Source organism: Curtobacterium pusillum (assembly GCF_013359865.1).
In the GTDB taxonomy this organism is placed as follows: domain Bacteria; phylum Actinomycetota; class Actinomycetes; order Actinomycetales; family Microbacteriaceae; genus Curtobacterium; species Curtobacterium pusillum.
Window position 1 is genome coordinate 41,292 of sequence record NZ_JABMCE010000051.1, and the last position, 20,075, is coordinate 61,366.

At 70.2% G+C, this 20,075-nt stretch carries 21 protein-coding genes; 12 read left to right on the top strand and 9 right to left on the bottom strand.

Annotated features, from left to right (window positions below; genetic code table 11):
- The first annotated feature begins 108 nt into the window (after window positions 1-108).
- The 5 genes from sufB to HP507_RS03080 all read left to right on the top strand — a co-directional run bounded on the left by sufB (window position 109) and on the right by HP507_RS03080 (window position 4,322).
- Entirely contained in the window at window positions 109-1,527 is a 1,419-nt protein-coding gene (sufB, locus tag HP507_RS03060) for a Fe-S cluster assembly protein SufB (RefSeq protein ID WP_175350384.1), read from the top strand.
- Window positions 1,528-2,817 carry a Fe-S cluster assembly protein SufD gene (gene sufD, locus HP507_RS03065; protein ID WP_217508436.1) on the top strand — a complete coding sequence of 430 codons (1,290 nt, stop codon included), beginning with the start codon at window positions 1,528-1,530 and terminating at the stop codon, window positions 2,815-2,817.
- Window positions 2,817-3,143, top strand: a complete 327-nt coding sequence (locus HP507_RS03070; RefSeq protein WP_254700902.1) for a non-heme iron oxygenase ferredoxin subunit — start codon at window positions 2,817-2,819, stop codon at window positions 3,141-3,143. The genes sufD and HP507_RS03070 overlap by 1 nt, the downstream gene beginning before the upstream one ends.
- Before the next feature lie 82 nt (window positions 3,144-3,225).
- A complete protein-coding gene (sufC, locus tag HP507_RS03075; RefSeq protein ID WP_175350385.1) occupies window positions 3,226-3,993 on the top strand; it encodes a Fe-S cluster assembly ATPase SufC in 768 nt (255 codons plus the stop codon).
- On the top strand, window positions 3,993-4,322 hold the full coding sequence (locus HP507_RS03080) for a metal-sulfur cluster assembly factor (RefSeq protein ID WP_175350386.1): 330 nt from the start codon (window positions 3,993-3,995) through the stop codon (window positions 4,320-4,322). Before sufC ends, HP507_RS03080 begins: the two co-directional genes overlap by 1 nt.
- A 121-nt stretch (window positions 4,323-4,443) precedes the next feature.
- On the opposite strand, the gene HP507_RS03085 is transcribed toward HP507_RS03080, so the two are convergent.
- Window positions 4,444-5,043: a biotin transporter BioY gene (locus HP507_RS03085; RefSeq protein ID WP_175350387.1), complete on the bottom strand. Its 600-nt coding sequence runs from the start codon at window positions 5,041-5,043 to the stop codon at window positions 4,444-4,446.
- Between the two features lie 115 nt (window positions 5,044-5,158).
- On the opposite strand from HP507_RS03085, the gene HP507_RS03090 reads away from it, so the two are divergent.
- Window positions 5,159-6,757 carry an ABC-F family ATP-binding cassette domain-containing protein gene (locus HP507_RS03090; RefSeq protein ID WP_175350388.1) on the top strand — a complete coding sequence of 533 codons (1,599 nt, stop codon included), beginning with the start codon at window positions 5,159-5,161 and terminating at the stop codon, window positions 6,755-6,757.
- A 246-nt stretch (window positions 6,758-7,003) separates the two neighbouring features.
- Here HP507_RS03090 and HP507_RS03095 read toward each other — a convergent pair whose 3' ends face one another.
- From HP507_RS03095 to HP507_RS03105, 3 genes are read right to left on the bottom strand one after another with little or no spacing between them, the layout of a single operon-like run.
- Window positions 7,004-7,996 carry an SURF1 family cytochrome oxidase biogenesis protein gene (locus HP507_RS03095; protein WP_175350389.1) on the bottom strand — a complete coding sequence of 331 codons (993 nt, stop codon included), beginning with the start codon at window positions 7,994-7,996 and terminating at the stop codon, window positions 7,004-7,006.
- Window positions 7,993-8,301: a hypothetical protein gene (locus HP507_RS03100; protein WP_376984281.1), complete on the bottom strand. Its 309-nt coding sequence runs from the start codon at window positions 8,299-8,301 to the stop codon at window positions 7,993-7,995. The genes HP507_RS03095 and HP507_RS03100 overlap by 4 nt, the downstream gene beginning before the upstream one ends.
- A complete protein-coding gene (locus HP507_RS03105) occupies window positions 8,301-8,720 on the bottom strand; it encodes a DUF3099 domain-containing protein (protein ID WP_175350390.1) in 420 nt (139 codons plus the stop codon). The genes HP507_RS03100 and HP507_RS03105 overlap by 1 nt, the downstream gene beginning before the upstream one ends.
- A 169-nt stretch (window positions 8,721-8,889) precedes the next feature.
- Between HP507_RS03105 and fabG the strand changes: the two genes are divergently transcribed.
- Window positions 8,890-9,603 (top strand): 3-oxoacyl-ACP reductase FabG, encoded by a 714-nt coding sequence (fabG, locus tag HP507_RS03110; RefSeq protein WP_175350391.1) that lies wholly within the window; start codon window positions 8,890-8,892, stop codon window positions 9,601-9,603.
- A 13-nt stretch (window positions 9,604-9,616) separates the two neighbouring features.
- On the opposite strand, the gene serB is transcribed toward fabG, so the two are convergent.
- Window positions 9,617-10,255: a phosphoserine phosphatase SerB gene (gene serB, locus HP507_RS03115; protein ID WP_175350392.1), complete on the bottom strand. Its 639-nt coding sequence runs from the start codon at window positions 10,253-10,255 to the stop codon at window positions 9,617-9,619.
- A 74-nt stretch (window positions 10,256-10,329) separates the two neighbouring features.
- Window positions 10,330-11,571 (bottom strand): glucose-1-phosphate adenylyltransferase, encoded by a 1,242-nt coding sequence (locus HP507_RS03120; protein ID WP_175350393.1) that lies wholly within the window; start codon window positions 11,569-11,571, stop codon window positions 10,330-10,332.
- 47 nt (window positions 11,572-11,618) lie between these two features.
- Between HP507_RS03120 and glgA the strand changes: the two genes are divergently transcribed.
- The 3 genes from glgA to HP507_RS03135 all read left to right on the top strand — a co-directional run bounded on the left by glgA (window position 11,619) and on the right by HP507_RS03135 (window position 13,984).
- Window positions 11,619-12,818, top strand: coding sequence for a glycogen synthase (glgA, locus tag HP507_RS03125; protein ID WP_175350394.1), 1,200 nt, complete (start codon window positions 11,619-11,621; stop codon window positions 12,816-12,818).
- Window positions 12,819-12,827: 9 nt separating this feature from the next.
- Window positions 12,828-13,610, top strand: a complete 783-nt coding sequence (locus HP507_RS03130) for an ABC transporter ATP-binding protein (protein ID WP_175350395.1) — start codon at window positions 12,828-12,830, stop codon at window positions 13,608-13,610.
- 125 nt (window positions 13,611-13,735) lie between these two features.
- A complete protein-coding gene (locus HP507_RS03135) occupies window positions 13,736-13,984 on the top strand; it encodes a type B 50S ribosomal protein L31 (RefSeq protein ID WP_022905887.1) in 249 nt (82 codons plus the stop codon).
- Between the two features lie 162 nt (window positions 13,985-14,146).
- Here HP507_RS03135 and HP507_RS03140 read toward each other — a convergent pair whose 3' ends face one another.
- Entirely contained in the window at window positions 14,147-14,893 is a 747-nt protein-coding gene (locus HP507_RS03140) for a 3'-5' exonuclease (protein WP_175350396.1), read from the bottom strand.
- A gap of 91 nt (window positions 14,894-14,984) precedes the next feature.
- Complete coding sequence (gene treS, locus HP507_RS03145; protein ID WP_175350397.1) at window positions 14,985-16,694, bottom strand: maltose alpha-D-glucosyltransferase; 1,710 nt, start codon at window positions 16,692-16,694, stop codon at window positions 14,985-14,987.
- A 155-nt stretch (window positions 16,695-16,849) separates the two neighbouring features.
- Between treS and HP507_RS03150 the strand changes: the two genes are divergently transcribed.
- Entirely contained in the window at window positions 16,850-17,899 is a 1,050-nt protein-coding gene (locus HP507_RS03150; protein ID WP_376984279.1) for an alpha/beta fold hydrolase, read from the top strand.
- Complete coding sequence (locus tag HP507_RS03155) at window positions 17,896-18,987, top strand: glycosyltransferase family 4 protein (protein WP_175350398.1); 1,092 nt, start codon at window positions 17,896-17,898, stop codon at window positions 18,985-18,987. The genes HP507_RS03150 and HP507_RS03155 overlap by 4 nt, the downstream gene beginning before the upstream one ends.
- A gap of 335 nt (window positions 18,988-19,322) precedes the next feature.
- On the opposite strand, the gene HP507_RS03160 is transcribed toward HP507_RS03155, so the two are convergent.
- Window positions 19,323-20,072, bottom strand: coding sequence for a hypothetical protein (locus HP507_RS03160; protein WP_175350399.1), 750 nt, complete (start codon window positions 20,070-20,072; stop codon window positions 19,323-19,325).
- Window positions 20,073-20,075: the final 3 nt, after the last annotated feature.

Sequence of the window (20,075 nt, forward strand, 5' to 3'; positions counted from 1 at the left end):
TGTCCGCCGTGCACGTGAAGAGCGTGTCGGGGGTCTGCGGTGGAATGGCGTCCAGACGCCACGGGTTGACACCCACAGACGCTGCCGCGAGAAGGAAACGAGGAGACCATGTCCGACGTGCTCATCGACCGTCCCGAGCTCGAAGGGCTCGGCCAATACGAGTTCGGCTGGTCCGACTCCGACAAGGCCGGCGCCTCCGCGCGCCGCGGCATCTCGGAGGAGGTCGTCACCGACATCTCGAACCTCAAGGGCGAGCCCGAGTGGATGCTCAAGAACCGCCTGAAGGGGCTGCAGCTCTTCGGCCGCAAGCCGATGCCGACGTGGGGTGCCGACCTGACGGGCATCGACTTCGACAACATCAAGTACTTCGTGCGCTCCACCGAGAAGCAGGCGCAGTCGTGGGAGGACCTCCCCGAGGACATCCGCGAGACGTACGAGAAGCTCGGCATCCCCGAGGCCGAGCGTCAGCGCCTGGTCGCCGGAGTCGCAGCGCAGTACGAGTCCGAGGTCGTCTACCACCAGATCCGTGAGGACCTCGAGGCGCAGGGCGTCATCTTCATGGACACCGACACGGCGCTCCGCGAGCACCCGGAGATCTTCGAGGAGTACTTCGGCACGGTCATCCCGGCCGGCGACAACAAGTTCGCCGCGCTGAACACGGCCGTGTGGTCCGGCGGCTCGTTCGTCTACGTCCCGAAGGGCGTCCACGTCGAGATCCCGCTGCAGGCCTACTTCCGCATCAACACCGAGAACATGGGCCAGTTCGAGCGGACGCTGATCATCGCGGACGAGGACTCCTACGTCCACTACATCGAGGGCTGCACGGCGCCGATCTACAAGTCGGACTCGCTGCACTCGGCCGTCGTCGAGATCATCGTGAAGAAGAACGCGCGCGTCCGGTACACGACGATCCAGAACTGGTCGAACAACGTCTACAACCTCGTCACCAAGCGCGCGATCGCGCACGAGGGCGCGACGATGGAGTGGATCGACGGCAACATCGGCTCGAAGGTGACGATGAAGTACCCGTCGATCTACCTCGCCGGCGAGCACGCCAAGGGCGAGACCCTCTCGGTCGCGTTCGCGGGCCCGGGTCAGCACCAGGACGCCGGCGCGAAGATGATCCACATGGCGCCGTACACGACGTCGTCGATCGTCTCCAAGTCGATCGCCCGTGGCGGGGGCCGTGCGGGGTACCGCGGCGAGGTCCGTGTCGACCCGAACGCCCACCACGCCGCCAACACGGTCCGGTGCGACGCGTTGCTCGTGGACACGGTCAGCCGGTCGGACACCTACCCGGCGATCGACATCCGCGTCGACGACGTCCAGCTCGGGCACGAGGCCACCGTCTCCCGCGTGAGCGAGGAGCAGCTGTTCTACCTCATGTCGCGCGGCATGCCCGAGGACGAGGCGATGGCGATGATCGTCCGCGGCTTCATCGAGCCGATCGCCCGCGAGCTCCCGATGGAGTACGCACTCGAACTCAACAAGCTCATCGAGATGAGCATGGAAGGATCCGTCGGCTAGATGTCCAGCACCACCCCTCCCCACATCGACCAGCCGATCGAGCCTGCGACGGCCGCGACGGGCACCGCACAACACGGCGCGAAGGCGCACTCGGACGGCGGTTGGGACGCTCCGGACAAGAAGGTCCCCGTCCAGACCCGGTCGGAGCGCCCGCAGTCCGGCGACATCGACGCCTTCCCGACGGTCACCGGTCGTGAGGTCAACTGGAAGTTCGCGCCGCTGGCGAAGCTCCAGCCGCTCCTCGACGGCGGACTCGACGGCACCGCCTACCCGTTCCTCGCCCGGCAGTCCGACGGAGCCGACGTGGAGTGGGGTCGCAGCGACGACCCCCGCGTCGGCACGGCCGGTCTGCCCGAAGACCGTGCAGCCGCCGCAGCCTGGACCGCTCGTGACGCCGTGCTCGCGGTCACGATCAAGGCCACCGAGGCGCACGAGTTCATCACGCTGACCCGTTCCGACTTCGGCGCGCAACCCCGCGCCGCGCACACCGTCATCACGGCCGAGGCGCACGCGCAGGGCATCGTCGTGCTCGACAACCGCGGCAAGGCGCTCCTCAGCGAGAACGTCGAGATCGTCGTCCGCGACGGCGCCCGACTGACGGTGGTCAGCCTGCAGGACTGGGACGACGACGCCGTGCACGTGTCGACGCACTTCGCCGAGGTCGGCCGCGACGCCTTCCTCAAGCACGTGGTGGTCTCGCTCGGCGGCGACGTCGTCCGCGTGAACCCGTCGACCCACCTCGGGGCCCAGGGCGCCGACACCGAGATGTACGGCGTGTACTTCGCCGACGCCGGCCAGTACATCGAGCAGCAGGTCTACGTGAACCACGACGCGCCGAACACGCGCGGCCGGGTCAACTACAAGGGCGCGCTGCAGGGCCAGGGCGCGCACACCGTCTGGATCGGTGACGTGCTCATCGGCCGGACCGGCGACGGCACCGACTCGTACGAGCAGAACCGCAACCTCGTCCTCACCGACGGCACGCGTGCGGACAGCATCCCGAACCTCGAGATCGAGACGGGCAACATCGAGGGGGCCGGACACGCGAGTGCGACCGGTCGCTTCGACGACGAGCAGCTGTTCTACCTGCAGTCCCGCGGCATCCCCGAGGAAGAGGCGCGCCGACTCGTCGTGCTCGGCTTCCTCGTCGAGGTCATCCAGAAGATCGGCGCGCCCGAGCTCGAGGAGCGCCTCATCGCGGCCGTCGAGCAGGAGCTCGCCGAGGGGCGGTCCGTGATCGCGGCCCCGGCCGAGACCGCACCCACGGCCGACGCGGAGGCCTCCGCCTGATGTCGACGAAGGTCTGCGCCGAGGCGGACATCGCGGTGGACAGCCCGATGCGCGCCGTGGTCGACGGCATCGCGGTCGCCATCGTGAAGGACTCCTCGGGCACCGTGCACGCCATCGGCGACACCTGCACCCACGGGGACATCTCCTTGGCCGAGGGGTTCGTCGAGGGCGACACGCTCGAGTGCTGGGCCCACGGTTCCCGGTTCTCGCTCGCCACCGGCAAGCCGCAGAACTTCCCGGCGTACGAGCCCGTCCCGGTCTTCCGGGTCGAGGTCCGCGACGGTGACGTCTACGTCGACGTGCACGACCCCGTGCCGGTCGACTGAGACCGGTCCGTCCGGCCCGCACCGGGTCCCCACTCACTTCCCGCGGCTGACGCCGCACCCCAGCTGCAACCGAAGGAACGCAATGTCCACTCTCGAAATCCGCGATCTCCAGGTCTCGATCGACACCGATCAGGGCACCAAGGAGATCCTCAAGGGTGTCGACCTCACCATCAACGAGGGCGAGATCCACGCGATCATGGGGCCGAACGGCTCCGGCAAGTCCACCCTCGCCTACACGATCGCCGGTCACCCGCGGTACAACGTCGTCGGTGGTTCGATCACCCTCGACGGCGAGGACGTCCTCGCGATGAGCGTCGACGAGCGTGCCCGCGCCGGCATGTTCCTCGCCATGCAGTACCCGGTCGAGATCCCCGGCGTCACGGTGTCGAACTTCCTCCGCACCGCGAAGACCGCGATCGACGGCGAGGCGCCCGCGCTCCGCAGCTGGGTCAAGGACCTCCGCCAGTCGATGGCGGACCTCAAGATGGACTCGGCCTTCGCCGAGCGCAACGTCAACGAGGGCTTCTCGGGCGGCGAGAAGAAGCGGCACGAGATCATGCAGCTCGAGCTCCTCAAGCCGAAGTTCGCCGTGCTCGACGAGACCGACTCCGGCCTCGACGTCGACGCGCTGAAGATCGTCTCCGAGGGCGTCAACCGCGCCAAGGCCGCCACCGGGCTCGGCGTGCTGCTCATCACCCACTACACGCGCATCCTCCGCTACATCAAGCCGGACTTCGTGCACGTGTTCGTCGCGGGCAAGGTCGCCGAGCAGGGCGGGCCGGAGCTGGCCGAGCGCCTCGAGAACGAGGGCTACGACCGCTACGTGCAGGCCGCAGCAGCGGGGAACTGATGATCACCGCACTCTCCCCGGAGAAGTTCGACGAGGTCGTCGAGGGCCTGAAAGAGGTCCAGGACCCGGAGCTCGGCGTCAACATCGTCGACCTCGGGCTCATCTACGACCTCGCCTGGGACGACGAGGCGAACGCACTCGTGATCAGCATGACGCTGACGAGCGCGGGCTGCCCGCTGACCGACGTCATCGAGGGCGACACGGCGAACGCGCTGGACGGCATCGTCGATGCGTTCCGGATCAACTGGGTCTGGATGCCGCCGTGGGGGCCGGAGCGGATCACCGACGACGGACGCGAGATGATGCGCGCGCTCGGCTTCTCGATCTAGACGCCACCCCCGCACGGACGGGAGGCGCGGTGCCGGCCGGCACCGCGCCTCCCGTCCGTCGCACCCGGACGTGCAGCAGGGCCCCGCACCGAGTGGTGCGGGCCCTGCTGCGGTCGGTACGTCAGCGGCGGCCGACGAGCTTCCACGCCAGCGGCAGGATGCCGGCGGCGATGAGCGCCTTCGCGATGCCGCCCACGATGAACGGGTACAGGCCCGCTGCGAGGACGGACTGCAGGTCGTTCGGTGCACCCAACGCCCCGAGCGCCGCCGCGAGGTAGGGCAGACCGGTCAGGAACGGGATCGCACTCGCGAGCGTGAACGCCACGGCGGCCCGACCGACGCGGCGGTCCCAGTCACGGCGAGCGAGCCAGCCGACGACCCCCGCTGCCGGGATGAAGCCGATCACGTAGCCGAAGCTCGGCACGGCGAGGGCGTGCAGGCCACCCGTCATGTCGGCGAAGAACGGCGCCCCCGCGAGTCCTGCGACGGCGTAGACGAGCAGCGACAGCATGCCGCGACGGGCACCGAGGGTCGCGCCGACGAGCACGACGGCCAGGGTCTGGCCCGTGATCGGGACGGGCCACATCGGCACCTCGACCTGCGCCATGGCGGCGGTGAACAGCGCACCGCCGGCGATCAGGGCGGCATCGGTGGCCAGGCCGTGGGTGCGCAGACGGTCGGCGAGGACTGCGCGGCGAGCGAACCCGGTGGCGTTCGTCATGGATTCTCCTAGAATGGACTGCTGGTCCCGTTCGGGACCATCGGTCCCGTCAGCGTAGCGGTGCACCTCCCGCACACACCGTTGTGCACATCCACCAACTGATTGGACGTCCTCTGTGCTTGCCGTGCACGACCTCGAGATCCGCGTCGGGGCTCGCCTCCTGATGGAGAACGTGTCCTTCCGCGTCGAGAAGGGCGACAAGATCGGTCTCGTCGGCCGGAACGGCGCCGGGAAGACCACGATGACCAAGGCCCTCGCGGGGGAGACCCAGCCCACGGGCGGGAAGATCGACCGTTCGGGTGAGATCGGGTACCTGCCGCAGGACCCGCGCTCCGGCAACCCGGAGGACACCGCACGCAAGCGCATCCTCGACGCGCGGGGGCTCGGCGAGCTCGTGGAGGGCATCCGCCAGGCCACGCTCGACATGGCCAGCGAGGACGCGGCCGTGGCCGAGAAGGCGATGCGTCGGTACAGCCGGCTCGACGACCAGTTCAACGCGCTCGGCGGGTACGCGGCCGAGGCCGAGGCGGCGTCCATCGCGTCGAACCTCAAGCTGCCGGACCGCATCCTCGACCAGCAGCTCAAGACGCTCTCCGGTGGTCAGCGACGGCGCATCGAGCTCGCCCGCATCCTGTTCTCGGACGCCGAGACGATGATCCTCGACGAGCCGACGAACCACCTCGACGCGGACTCGATCGTCTGGCTGCGTGAGCACCTCAAGACGTACCCGGGCGGCGTGATCGTCATCTCCCACGACGTCGAGCTCGTGGACGAGGTCGTCAACCGCGTCTTCTACCTCGACGCGAACCGCCAGTGCATCGACGTGTACAACATGGGCTGGAAGCTGTACCAGCGGCAGCGTGCCGCCGACGAGGAGCGCCGCCGCAAGGAACGCGCGAACGCCGAGAAGAAGGCCGCGACGCTCAAGGACCAGGCCGCCCGCTTCGGCGCGAAGGCGACGAAGGCCGCTGCGGCGCACCAGATGGTCGCCCGCGCCGAGAAGCTGCTCGCCGGGCTCGAGGACGAGCGCGCCGTGGACCGCGTCGCCAAGCTGCGGTTCCCGACGCCGACGCCGTGCGGTCGTACGCCGCTCATGGCCGAGGGGCTGTCGAAGTCCTACGGGTCGCTCGAGATCTTCGCCGGCGTCGACCTGGCGATCGACCGGGGCTCGCGGGTGGTCATCCTCGGGTTCAACGGTGCCGGCAAGACGACGCTGCTGCGGATCCTCGCGGGCGCCGACCAGCCGGACACGGGGGAGATCCTGCCCGGGCACGGTCTGCGGATCGGGTACTACGCCCAGGAACACGAGAACATCGACGTCAACCGCACGGTCATCGAGAACATGGTGTCGGCGTCGAACGACCTCAACGAGACCGAGGCACGGCGGGTGCTCGGTTCGTTCCTGTTCACGGGCGACGACGGGTACAAGAAGGCCGGCGTGCTCTCCGGCGGCGAGAAGACCCGGCTGTCGCTCGCGATGATCGTCGTGTCCGGCGCGAACGTGCTGCTGCTCGACGAGCCGACGAACAACCTCGACCCGGCGTCGCGTGAGGAGATCCTCGGCGCGCTGGCCGGGTACGAGGGTGCGGTCGTGCTCGTCTCGCACGACGCCGGTGCGGTGGAGGCGCTCAACCCGGAGCGGGTCCTGCTGCTGCCGGACGGCACCGAGGACCACTGGAACAAGGACTACGCGGAGCTCATCGAGCTCGCGTAGTCGGCGCGCGCGGGGCTGACCCGTCGACGGCCTGGAGGCGCGTGGCGGCGGCGCACCGTGCCTCCAGTCCGCCCCGTGGGTGGCCACGGCGTCCCGCCCACGGTCGCCGAGCGGTCGCGTTCCGTCGCGCGGCGCGGCGACGTGCGACGGTTCGTGACCAGTCGGCGGCGCGTACGCGGCATGTCGCGACCGCTCGGCGGCACCGCCCGGCGGCACCGCCCGGCGGCGCCGTCCGGCGGCGCCCGCTCAGCGAGCCCGCGTGGACTCGAGCAGCTCGTCCTCGATCTCGGCGTCGGTCTTGGGCTTGGCGTCCTTGCGGCGCTGCCGCTCGAGCGCGCGCTCACGTTCCTCGGGGTCGTCCTGGTTGAGGTTCCGGTACTCCTGCACCATCAGGTACGCCAGGAACCCGAACCCGCCGGCCGCGAACATGAACCACTGGATGAAGTAGCTGAGGTGCAGACCGGTGTCGGCGGTGGGGCGCTCCCAGCCGAGCGGTCGCGCCTCGGTCGGGCTCGGCGACTCGGAGGCGAGCTGCCCGTACGCCCCGGTGTAGATCGGCGTGTCGACCTTGTTCGCCACGTCGGACAGCGTGACCGACTGGACCTGGTCGGTGTGCGCGGGGTCGGTGCGGCCGGGGATGCGCGGTTCGCTCTCCTGCAGCCGGACGATCGCGGTGACCTCGCCCGACGGGGGAGCGGGAACGTGGTCGGGCGCGTCCTGCGCGTTGCCGGTGGGGACCCAGCCGCGGTCGACGACGAACGCCCGGCCGTCGGCGGTGACGAGCGGGGTGAGGACCTCGAATCCGGGCTGCCCGTTGTGCACGCGGTTCCGGACGAGCAGCTGGTCGTCGGTGTCGTACCGGCCGGTGACGCGCACGCGGAGCCAGGTCTGCGAGTCATCCCAGCTCGAGGCCGTCGGCAGCGCCTGGTCGAGCGGCACCGGGGTGTGGTCGTAGTTCTGGGCGACCTGCTCGTTCTGGCGGACGGCCTCGTTCCGGCGGTCCCACTGCCACATGCCGAACAGGGCGCAGACGATCGCGAAGGCCACGGCGATCGCGAAGTACCCGAGCCAGCGTCGGCTGCCGACGAAGCGCCAGCCGACGAAGGGCTCGTCGGGGTCACGCGAGGGACGGGCGTCGGTCGACCCCTCGCCGGCGGCGGTGGCGCCGGCGGCGGCGCGTGCGAGCTTCTGCGCGTGCCGTCGGCCGTACCGGGAGCTCGGGTCGAAGCGGTCGCTCACCGACGGTCACCGGCCGCACGCGCACCGACGTCGTTCTTCGGGGCGTCGGCCGGGTCGCGCTCGTCGTCGAGTCGGTCCACGTCCTCGTGCATGCCCGTGACGCGCACGGGGAACGAGCGCGATCGCAGGTAGTCGGCGAGGAAGTCGCGGTGCTCCTCGCACGCTGCCCAGATCTTCACGCGGTCGATCGCGTGGATGCGCGGGTTGCGCCAGTTGACACGCCACGAGGCGGTCGACACGCAGCCGGCGCGCGAGCACACCGGCGTCGAGCCGGGTTCGGTGAAGAGGTCGAACGTGGCGCCCATCAGCGACGTCCCCAGACCCGGGAGCGGTCGCCGTTCCGCTGCCACTCCTGTTGTGCGTGGTGGGCCTGCTCGCGCAGCCGGTCCTGCTCGGCGCGGTAGGCCTCGGCGCGGGCGTCCTCCTGCTGTTCGCGGAGGCGTGGATCGACGGCGTCGTACAGCTCGATGGCGCCGGCGGGCGTGACGATGTCGTTCTCGGCGCGGCTGCCGGCGTTCGCGATCACCACCGCGACCCAGGGGATCACTCCGGCGAGCACGATCGGGATGACGGCGAGCCAGGTGTGCCAGAAGGACCACACCAGCACGGCGCCGACGAAGAACACCACGCGGACGGCCATCTGCCACACGTACCGGGACAGGCGGTGCGCACGGTCCTGCTCCGGTGAGTCCGGGAGCGTGGTGATGCTGTGCGTCGTCTTCATCCGATGTTCTTTCCTCTGCCCGGGGTCAAGCCTAAGCCCGTGTGCGCCGTCACGGTTGCGCCGCGCGCGGACACGATGCGCGTATCGGCTCCGGTACGCTCGTCCGGGCGTGTCAGCCGTGGAAGCGCGCGGGCCGCCGGCAATGACCCCACCTGCGAACGGAGCGACCATGAGCACCCCCCGTACCGTCCTCGTCACCGGCGGCAACCGCGGCATCGGCCACGCGCTCGCGGAGCGCTTCGTCGCCGCCGGCCACCGGGTCGCCGTCACGTCCCGGAGCGGGCAGGGCGGGCCCGAGGGTGCCCTCACGGTGCCGGCCGACATCACCGACACCGCGTCCGTGGACGCCGCGTTCTCGCAGGTCGAGGCCGAGCTCGGGCCGATCGAGGTGCTCGTCGCGAACGCCGGCATCACGAACGACCAGCTCCTGCTGCGCATGTCCGAGGACGACTTCACGAGTGTCATCGACACGAACCTCACCGGGACCTTCCGCGTCGTCAAGCGCGCCACGAAGGGCATGATGAAGGCGAAGTTCGGCCGCATCGTGCTCATGTCGAGCGTCGTCGGCGCCTACGGGCAGGTCGGCCAGGTCAACTACGCGTCGTCGAAGGCCGCGCTCGTCGGCATGGCCCGCTCGATCACCCGCGAGCTCGGGTCCCGCGGCATCACGGCGAACGTCGTCGCGCCTGGCTTCATCCAGACGGACATGACGGCGGCACTGCCCGAGGAACTCCAGGCCGAGTTCAAGAAGCAGATCCCGGCCGCGCGCTACGGCACAGTCGACGACGTGGCCGACGCCACCCTGTTCCTCGCCGGTGACGGTGCCGGGTACATCTCCGGCGCGGTCATCCCGGTCGACGGCGGCCTCGGTATGGGGCACTGACCCGGCGGGACCCCTAGCCGCGCAGGCCGAGCGTCGCGAGCACGGCCGACAGGTCGCGGTCGACGACCGCGACGTCCGCCTGCTCCCGCACCCGCGGCTTCGCGTCGAACGCCACCGACAGGGCAGCGACGCGCATCATCTCGAGGTCGTTCGCACCGTCCCCGACCGCGACGGTGCGGGCTGCCGGGACGCCGTCCGCGTCGGCCCACTCCCGGAGCGCCGCCGCCTTCGCGTGCGCGTCCACCACGTCCCCGAGCACCCGCCCGGTCAGGACGCCGTCCGTCACCTCGAGCCGGTTCGCCCGGCAGTGGTCGAGACCCAGGCGCTCGGCGAACGGGTCGAGGACCTCGTGGAAGCCGCCGGACACGACGCCGACCGTCCCGCCGGCGGCGTGCACGCCGCGGACGAGTTCGTCGGCACCCCGCGTCACGCGGACCGCGTCCCGTGCGCCTCGGAAGACGTCTTCCTGGAGGCCCGCAAGGGTCGCGACACGCTCCCGGAGGCTCGCCGCGAAGTCGATCTCACCGCGCATGGCGCGCTCCGTGATCGCCGCGACCTGTGGCCGGGTCCCGGCGCTGTCGGCCAGGAGTTCGATGACCTCGTCCTCGAGGAGCGTGGAATCGGCATCGAGGACGACGAGGAAGCGGGGCACGCACCAACGGTACCGACTGTCGGAGGCGCGGCTGGTCCGTGTGACGTCAGCCGCGCCTCCAGTGCGTCGCGTCGCTACGCGTCGACCCGCACGCCCTTGCCCACCACCGTGATGCCGGACTCGGTGACCGTGAAGCCACGGGCCTCGTCGGCTTCGCGGTCGACGCCCACCTGGGCGCCGGGAGCGATGACCACGTCCTTGTCGAGGATCGCGCGGTTCACGATCGAGCCGGCGCCGATCGACGCCCGCTCGAAGACGATCGAGTCGAGCACCTTCGCACCCGAGTCGATGCCGCACCAGGGACCGATCATGCTGCGCTCGACCTGCGCGCCCGACACGAGGCAGCCGAGCGACACGAGCGAGTCCACCGTCGAGCCGGTGTTGCCGTTCGCGTCCCGGACGAACTTCGCCGGGGGCAGGTTCGTCTGCTGGTTGAAGATCGGCCAGTCCTGGTTGTACAGGTTGAAGACCGGCACCGGTGCGATGAGGTCCATGTGCGCGTCGTAGAACGAGTCGATCGTGCCGACGTCGCGCCAGTAGTACCGGTCGCGCTCGTTCGACCCGGGGACCTCGTTGCGCTTGAGGTCGTACACACCGGCGTCGCCGCGTGCCACGAAGTCGGGGACGATGTCGCCGCCCATGTCGTGGTTCGACGTCTCGATCTGCCCGTCCCGGAGCACGGCGTCGACGAGGGCGTCGGCGTCGAACACGTAGTTGCCCATCGACGCGAGGATCTCGCCGGGGGAGTCGGCCAGGCCGACGGCGTCCTTCGGCTTCTCGAGGAACGCGTCGATCTTCGTCGGGTCGTCATCGGCGACCTGGATGACGCCGAACTGGTCGGCGAGGCCGATGGGCTGCCGGATCGCGGCCACCGTCGCACTCCGACCGGAGGCGATGTGGGCCTCGACCATCTGGTGGAAGTCCATCCGGTAGACGTGGTCCGCGCCGACCACGACCACGATGTCGGGGCGTTCGTCACGGAGCAGGTTGAGCGACTGCAGGATCGCGTCGGCCGACCCGGCGAACCAGCGCTTGCCGAGTCGCTGCTGCGCGGGCACCGACGCGACGTACGAGCCGAGCAGCCCCTCCATGCGCCAGGTCTCCGCGACGTGACGGTCGAGACTGTGCGACTTGTACTGGGTCAGCACGACGATCTTCTGCAGCCCGGAGTTCACCAGGTTCGACAGTGCGAAGTCGATGAGACGGAAGTTCCCGCCGAACGGGACCGCGGGCTTCGCGCGGTCGGCCGTCAGCGGCATGAGCCGCTTGCCCTCGCCGCCGGCGAGCACGATGCCGAAGACCTTCTTTGGTGCCATGTCGCTCACAGTAGGCGTCAGCACTGGGAACCGGTTACGTTGAACGCGTGCGAGTCGATCTACTGACCAGGGAGTATCCGCCGGAGGTCTACGGCGGTGCGGGTGTCCACGTGGCCGAACTCACGGCCGCCCTGCGGTCCGGGACGGAGACGGACGTGCGCGTCCGGGCCTTCGGGGCCTTCCGCGACGAGGCCGACGTCTGGGCGTACCGGACGCCGAACGGCCTCGAGCAGGCGAACGGTGCGCTGCAGGCGCTCGGGACCGACGTCGCGATCGCGGCCGACGTCGAGGGTGCCGACCTGGTGCACTCCCACACGTGGTACGCGAACACGGCGGGCCGGATCGCGCAGCTGACCTACGGCATCCCGCACGTGGTCACGGCGCACAGCCTCGAGCCGCTCCGGCCCTGGAAGGCCGAGCAGCTCGGCGGGGGGTACCGACTGTCGAGCTGGATGGAGCGCGAAGCGTTCGAGCACGCCGACGGTGTGATCGCGGTGTCGAAGGCGATGCGCGCCGACATCCTCCGCTCGTACCCGTCGATCGACCCGGCGAAGGTGCACGTCGTCTACAACGGCATCGACATCGAGGAGTGGAAGCCGACCGTCGACGAGGACGCCGTGCGGGCGCTCGGGATCGACCCGTCTCGGCGGTCGGTGGTGTTCGTCGGGCGCATCACCCGGCAGAAGGGTCTTCCGTACCTGTTGCGCGCCGTGGCCTCGTTGCCGGAGGACGTGCAGATCGTGCTGTGCGCCGGCGCGCCGGACACGCCGGAGATCATGGCCGAGGTGACCGGGCTCGTCGAGTCGCTGCGCTCGTCGCGTCAGGGCGTCGTGTGGATCGATCGGATGCTCGCCCACCAGGAGATCGTGAACGTGCTGTCGTCGGGCACCGTGTTCGTGTGCCCGTCCGTGTACGAGCCGCTCGGGATCGTCAACCTCGAGGCCATGGCGTGCGGCATCCCCGTGGTCGGGACGGGCACCGGTGGCATCCCCGAGGTCGTCGCCGACGGCCTGACCGGGCGCATCGTGCCGATCGACCAGGCGCAGGACGGCACCGGGACCCCGACGGACCCGGACCGCTTCGTCGAGGACCTGGCCGCGACCCTGAACGAGGTCATCGCGGACGAGGGTCTGGCGAAGCTCATGGGCCGCGCCGGACGCCTCCGCGTCGAGACGGAGTTCACCTGGGGCGCGATCGCCGAGCGGACACGGCAGGTCTACGACGAGGTGCTCGGCCAGAACCCGTAGGCTGATCACATGCCCTCGGTCGTGCGCTTGTCAGACGTCTCCGTGGTCCGCAACGGGGCCACCATCCTCGACGGGATCTCGTGGGAGGTGCAGGACGACGAACGCTGGGTGGTGCTCGGCGCGAACGGCGCCGGCAAGACCACGCTGCTCCAGATCGCCGGTGCGCAGACCTTCCCGACCTCGGGCGACGTCGAGGTGCTCGGCACGGAACTCGGCGGCGCCGACCTGTTCGAGCTCCGGCCCCGGATCGGCTTCGCGTCGACCGCGCTCGCCCGCCGGATCCCGGTGACCGAGAAGGTCATCGACGTGGTGCTCACGGCGGCGTACTCCGTGACGGGGCGCTGGAACGAGGAGTACGAGGAGCTCGACGTCCGCCGCGCGCAGCGCGTGCTCGACGAATGGGGCCTCGGTGCCTTCACCGACCGCACGTTCGGCGAGCTGAGCGACGGCGAGCAGAAGCGCGTCCAGATCGCCCGCGCGGTGATGACCGACCCGGAGGTCCTGTTCCTCGACGAACCGGCCGCGTCGCTCGACCTCGGCGCCCGGGAGAGCCTCGTCCGGACCCTCGGCGGCTACGCCCAGAGCGAGGACTCGCCCGCGATCGTCATCGTCACCCACCACGTCGAGGAGATCCCCGCCGGGTTCACCCACGCCCTGGTGCTCGCGGACGGCCACGTGCAGGCCGCCGGCCCCATCGACGAGGTCCTGACCGCGGCGACGCTCACCACGGCGTTCGGCATCGACCTGACCGTCACGAAGGACGCCGGCCGGTACACGGCGCGCGCGGCGTAGTGCCTGCGCGTCGGCTGTCTCTCTGGTAACGTGGACGGCTGGCGTACGCCGCAGACTTCATGCACCTGGCAGGGTCTCGACCCGGCCGCGCATCTCCCAACACCGACATTGACCGAGGAATCCTGATGAAGACCGACATCCACCCCGAGTACCGCGCCATCGTCTTCCGTGACCTGGCCTCTGGTGAGACGTTCCTGACGCGTTCGACCGCGAACAGCGACAAGACCATCGAGCTCGACGGTGCCACGTACCCGGTCATCGACGTCGAGATCTCGTCGGCGTCGCACCCGTTCTACACGGGCAAGCAGCGCATCCTCGACTCGGCCGGTCGCGTCGAGAAGTTCAACCAGCGCTTCAAGGGCTTCGGCAAGTAAGCAGCTCTTCCGCGCAAACGAAACGGGCGGCTCTCCTCCGGGAGGGCCGCCCGTTTCGCTGTGCCGGGGCGCGCGTACGACTGCAAGACACCGGTGTTCGTCCGCCGCACCCCCGCATTCCGGGGCGCGCAGGACGGACACCGGTGTTTTGCGGAGGGGGATTCAGCCGGCGTTGCGGTGGGGCCAGCGGCCGTCGGCGGTGAATGCCGGATCGCGCTTCTTGCGCATGTAGTCCTGGAACGACGACGCCTGCTCGGCGCACCAGCCGACCTGCTTGCGGTGGAGCTCCTCCGCGGAGACACCGAGCTCCTCGGGGTACTTCGCCGCGATCGCCTGCGCGACGCGGCCGGCAGCGATGGCATCGGCGCCGGCGTCGTGCGCGTCGTCGAGGGTGACGCCGTAGAGCTCGGACGCGGCTTCGAGCGTGCGCTTGCCCTTGCGGTAGGTGTCGAGCGCCTTGTCGATCACGAGCGGGTCGACGACGTTGCCGATGACGGGGGAGGCGATGCCGTGCCGCTTGGCCTCACGATCGAGGACGGTGAGGTCGTACGGGGCGTTGTAGATCACGAGCGGGATGCCCCGGGCGAACACGGCCTCGACCGCGGCGATGATCTCGGCGACGACCTCGCCGGCGGATCGGCCCTCGGCGCGGGCGCGCTCGGTGGTGATGCCGTGGACCGCGGCCGCGCCCTCGGGGATCTCGACACCGGGGTCCGCGAGCCAGGCACCCTCCACGATGGACCGCCCCGTCATGTCGATGAGGCCCACGTGCGCGGTGACGATCCGTGCGGTCTCGACGTCGACGCCGGTGGTCTCGAGGTCGAAGACGCCGAGCGCGTGCCACCACGGGCGGCCCGTGAGGTCCTGGACCGGAGCGGGCGTCTCGAGTTCTGCTGTGGGGAACGTCACGCGGTCAGGCTAACGGGACGCACCGACACGCCGGGCGCGACCCGCCTGACCGGACCGAGCCGTGCCTCCAGTCCGACGGCGCGCCGCGCGCCTACGCGACCGGCGCGCCCACATGCAGCCAGTAGAACGACTGCGTGCCCATCGTGAGCGTCACGTTGCCGTCCTCGTCGAACGACGGGAACGAGCCGCCGCCGAACAGGTCGTAGAGCGGCCGCCCGGCGTACTGCGGCGCGGAGACCGTCACCGAGGTCGGGTTCGTGGCGAACGAGAACACGCAGAGGACGTCCTCCGCCGAGGGCCCGAACTGTTGACCGGAGCCCTCCCACGAGCGGACGAAGGCGAGCACCGATTCGTTCGACGTGTCCTGCACGTCGAGCGTGCCGAGCCCGAACACGGGGTGGGCCTTGCGCACGTGGATCACGTTGCGGACCCAGTGCAGCAGGGAGCGGGACTGGGCGAGCTGCGCCTCGACGTTGACCTGCGCGTAGTTGTAGACGAGGGACTGCACCACGGGCAGGTACAGCTTCCCGGGGTCCGCGGTGGAGAAGCCGGCGTTCCGGTCCGGCGTCCACTGCATCGGCGTACGCGAGGAGTCCCGGTCGGGCAGCCAGATGTTGTCGCCCATCCCGATCTCGTCGCCGTAGTACAGGAAGGGGGAGCCGGGCAGCGAGAACAGCAGCGCGTGGATGAGCTCGAGCTCGGCGCGGGAGTTGTCGAGCAGGGGAGCGAGGCGACGGCGGATGCCGATGTTCGACCGCATGCGGGGGTCGTAGCCGTACCACCCGTACATCGCCTGGCGGTACTCCTCGCTCACCATCTCGAGCGTGAGCTCGTCGTGGTTGCGGAGGAACACACCCCAGGCGGCGCTCGACGGGACGTCCAGGGTCTCGGACAGGATCGCCTTGAGCTCGGCGGCGTGCTGGGCACGGAGCGAGTAGAAGATGCGCGGCATCACCGGGAAATCGAAGGCCATGTGGCACTCCGGCTCCTCGTCGGTGCCGAAGAAGGCGGCGGTCTCGCGCGGCCACTGGTTCGCCTCGGCGAGGAGGACACGCCCCGGGTACTCGTCGTCCACCATCGCGCGGAGCTTCTTGATGAACTCGTGCGTCTCGGGTTCGCCCTCGCCGTTGCCGTCCTCGGACTCGAACAGGTACGGGATCGCATCGAGCCGGAGGCCGTCCACGCCCATGTCGAGCCAGTGCCGCACGACGTCGTACACGGCCTCGACGACCGCGGGGTTCTCGAAGTTGAGGTCCGGCTGGTGCGAGAAGAACCGGTGGAAGAAGAACTGCCGGCGGACCGGGTCGAAGGTCCAGTTCGACTCCTCGGTGTCGACGAAGATGATGCGGATGTTCGAGTAGTCCTCGTCGGTGTCGCGCCAGACGTAGAAGTCGCCGTACGGACCGTCCGGGTCCTCGCGGGACTGCTGGAACCACTCGTGCTGGTCCGACGTGTGGTTGATCACCATGTCGATCACGATGCGCATGTTCCGCTCGTGCGACTTCGTCACGAGCTCGCGGAAGTCGTCGAGCGTGCCGAACTCGGGGAGGATCGCCTTGTAGTCGGCGATGTCGTACCCGCCGTCGCGCATCGGCGACTGGAAGAACGGGGGGAGCCAGAGCGCGTCGACGCCGAGCCACTGCAGGTAGTCGAGCTTGCCGATCACGCCCTGGAGGTCGCCGATGCCGTCGCCGTTCGAGTCGACGAACGAACGGATCATGCACTCGTAGAACACCGAGCGCTTGTACCACTGCGGGTCGAGTGCCAGGCCGGGCAGCTGGATCGGGGCGGTGAACGTCACCTTGGACACGCTAGGCCGCCGCTGCTCCGGTTGTCCGGAGAAAGGGAGGCCGGGAGGCGCGGTTCGTCCTCCACAGGCGGGTCGCCTCAGCGAGTCGTCCCCATCCTGCGCGCGGTGACGAGGGTGCACCGGCTTGCGTTCGTAGACTGGCCGGGATGCAACCGCCCGTGCTCTCCCCGTACCAGTCGCTGATGGCCGCCACCCCGGTCGTGCACCGCTCCGTGCAGGTCGACGGCCGCACCACGCACTACTGGGAGTACGGGCCGTCCGACGCCGACCAGACGGCGCTCGCCGTGCACGGGTTCCGCGGGGACCACCACGGGCTCGAGACCATTGCCGCCCACCTCGAGGGTGTCCGGGTGATCGTGCCGGACCTCCCCGGCTTCGGCATCTCGGATCCGCTCGCGGTCTCGGACATCGACTCCTACGTGGCGTGGCTGACCGGCTTCCACACGGCGCTCGGTTTGGGACGCGACACCGTCGTCCTCGGACACTCGTTCGGCTCGATCGTGGTCGCCGCCACCATCGCCGCCGGACTCGACACCCGGCTGCTCGTCCTCGTGAACCCGATCGCCGCGCCGGCACTGCAGGGGCCGCGAGCGGTGGGGACCGGCATCGCGATCGGCTACTACCGGGCCGGAGCGATGCTGCCGAAGCCCCTCGGTCTCGGGCTGCTCCGCAACCCGGCGATCGTCCGCGTGATGAGCATCGCGATGCTCAAGTCGCACGACCGCGACCTCCGCCGCTGGGTGCACGACCAGCACGACCGGTACTTCTCGGCGTTCGCGAACCGGACGAGCGTGCTCGAGGCGTTCCGGACCTCGGTCACGCACGACGTCTCCGAGTACGCCGACCGCATCGAGGTGCCCGTGCTGATGATCGCCGCCGAGCACGACGACATCACGGCGGTGCCGGAGCAGCGGGCGCTGGCCGCACGGCTGCGGGACGCCGAACTCGTCGTGATCCCCGAGGTCGGGCACCTCGTGCACTACGAGACGCCCGGAGCGGCTGCGGCCGCGGTGCTGCGGCGGATGGCGGACGCGCCGAAGCGCGCGAAGAAGCCGAAGACGGCCAAACAGAAGGCGGCCAAGGCGGCCAAGGCGACGAAGCCCGTCGTCGAGCCCAGCTCTGAGGCCGAGTCGACCCGCGCCTCCAGGCCGACGATGGCGCCCACACCCGAGCCCACGGACGGGACCGACTCGTGACCCGACTCCGAATCGGCATCGACTGCCGGTACGTCCGGATCGGCCGCCATGACGGCATCAGCCGCTTCACCGCCGGGGTGGCCGCCCACCTGCCGGACCGCCACGACTACACGCTCCTCGTGCACGACGAGCGGCAGCTCGAGTCGTTGCCCGAGGGCCTGGCGTGGGAACTCCTCCCGGCGCCGACCGACGCCGGCGAGCCGCTCGTGGCCCGCAGGGTGAACCGGTTCGGCCTCGACGCCGTCTTCTCGCCCATGCAGACCATGGGGTCGCGCGGGCGGGGGTACGCCCTCGTCCTGACGCTGCACGACCTGATCTACTACCGGAACCGGACGCCTCCGCGCGAGTTCTCGTGGCCGCTCCGGCTCGGCTGGCGGGCGTTCCACCTCAGCTGGGCGCCGCAGCGCTTGCTCCTCAACGGTGCCGACGGCGTCGTGACGGTGTCCGAGACGACGGCCGGCCTGATCGCGGAACACCGGCTGACGAAGCGTCCCGTGACGGTGGCGTACAACGCTGCCGATCCGGCGGAGCGTCGGGCGGACGGCAGCGTGCGGGAGAAGACCCTCGTCTACATGGGGTCGTTCATGCCGTACAAGAACGTCGACACCCTCGCGGCCGCGTTGCCGCTGCTCGGTGCCGACTGGACGCTGCACTGCATGTCGCGCGTGTCCGACACCGACCGGGCCCGGCTGAGCCGGCTCGCCCCCGCCGGTGCGATCGTGTTCCACGACGGCGCCAGCGACGAGGAGTACCTGTCCGTGCTGCGGTCGGCGACGGCGCTCGCGACCGCCTCGTACGACGAGGGCTTCGGCATCCCCCTCGTCGAGGCGATGGGCGTCGGGACTCCGGTCGTCGCCAGTGACATCCCGATCTTCCGCGAGATCGGCGGGGACGCAGCGGAGTACTTCGATCCGTCCTCGCCGTCGTCGGTCGCCGCCGCGGTGCGCCGCCTGGAGGCACGATGGGACTCCGCCTCGCAGGACTCGGTCGTGCAGGCGGCGCGGTTCCGGTGGGACGACTCGGCCGATCAGGTGGTGCGTGCGGTCGAGCGGGCGGTCGCGGACCGCGGGGCGCGCGCGCGGCGCTGACCCGCCGCGGGGTGCTGGCGGCGCGGCGGCCGCGGGGTGGGGTGCGCGCCGATGTGGTTGGGAGCGCGAAAGCGACTCCGTACCGCCTTCGCGTGCGGAGTGGTGCGCCGAAGCGACGGTCTGCCGCGGGACTTCGGCGGCAGACTGTCGCTTTCGCGAACAGCGGCGGCGCGCCGCTGCCGCGGCGCGGTGTGGGGTGCGCGCCGATCTGGTTGGGAGCGCGAAAGCGACTCCGTACCACCTTCGTGGGTGGAGTGGTGCGCCGAAGCGACGGTCTGCCGCGGGACTTCGGCGGCAGACCGTCGCTTTCGCGAACAGCGGCGGCGCGGCGCGCGTCAGGACGACGGGGCGGCGGACGTCACCGTGGCGCCCGGGAACACCGCGTGCGCCTCCTGCGTCGCCTTCCCCACGATGGCGCCGAGCACGGCCCCCGTGCCGCGGGTCTCGACGGTGACGGCCTGCGCCGCCGGCTCGTCCGAGGGACCGGCGTCGCTCCACGAGCAGCGCACGCCCGAGACTCCGCCGATCGCGTCGAGCTGCCGTGCGAGCGCCAGCCGCTGCTCGGTGACCTTCGTGTCGGCGGACACCCCCACCTCGAGCGCGCCGAGGTCCGCGACGGCGAACACCCGGACGCCGTTGCCGCTGGTGTCGTCGGCCGCACTGCTCAGCGCGTCCACGACCGCGGTCCGTTCGTCGTCGGAGAGCGTGGGGGAGACCTCGACCCTGGACTCGACGTCGTAGCTGGCGAACGAGGTCTTCGTCGGTTTCGAGTCGGTGACGCGTTCGACGCCGCTGAGGCTCTTCGCGGAGTCCCCGAAGCGGTTCAGCGCCGCTTCCGGCCGTGGGAACACTCCGCCGACACCGTTCTGCACGCTGCCGATGATCGTGACGAGGACGACGGCGAGCACCCCCGCGACGAGGATCACGCCGACGACGACGAGGGCGCTGCGCCGGACGCGCTGCCGCGGGTTCCGTACCGGAACGGACGCCGTGCCGGGACCGAACGCCCGGTCGAGGTCGTCCGCCTCGACGGGCTGCGGCCACCCGGGCCGTGCTCCACCCTGTCCGGGTCCGTCGATGGTCATGTC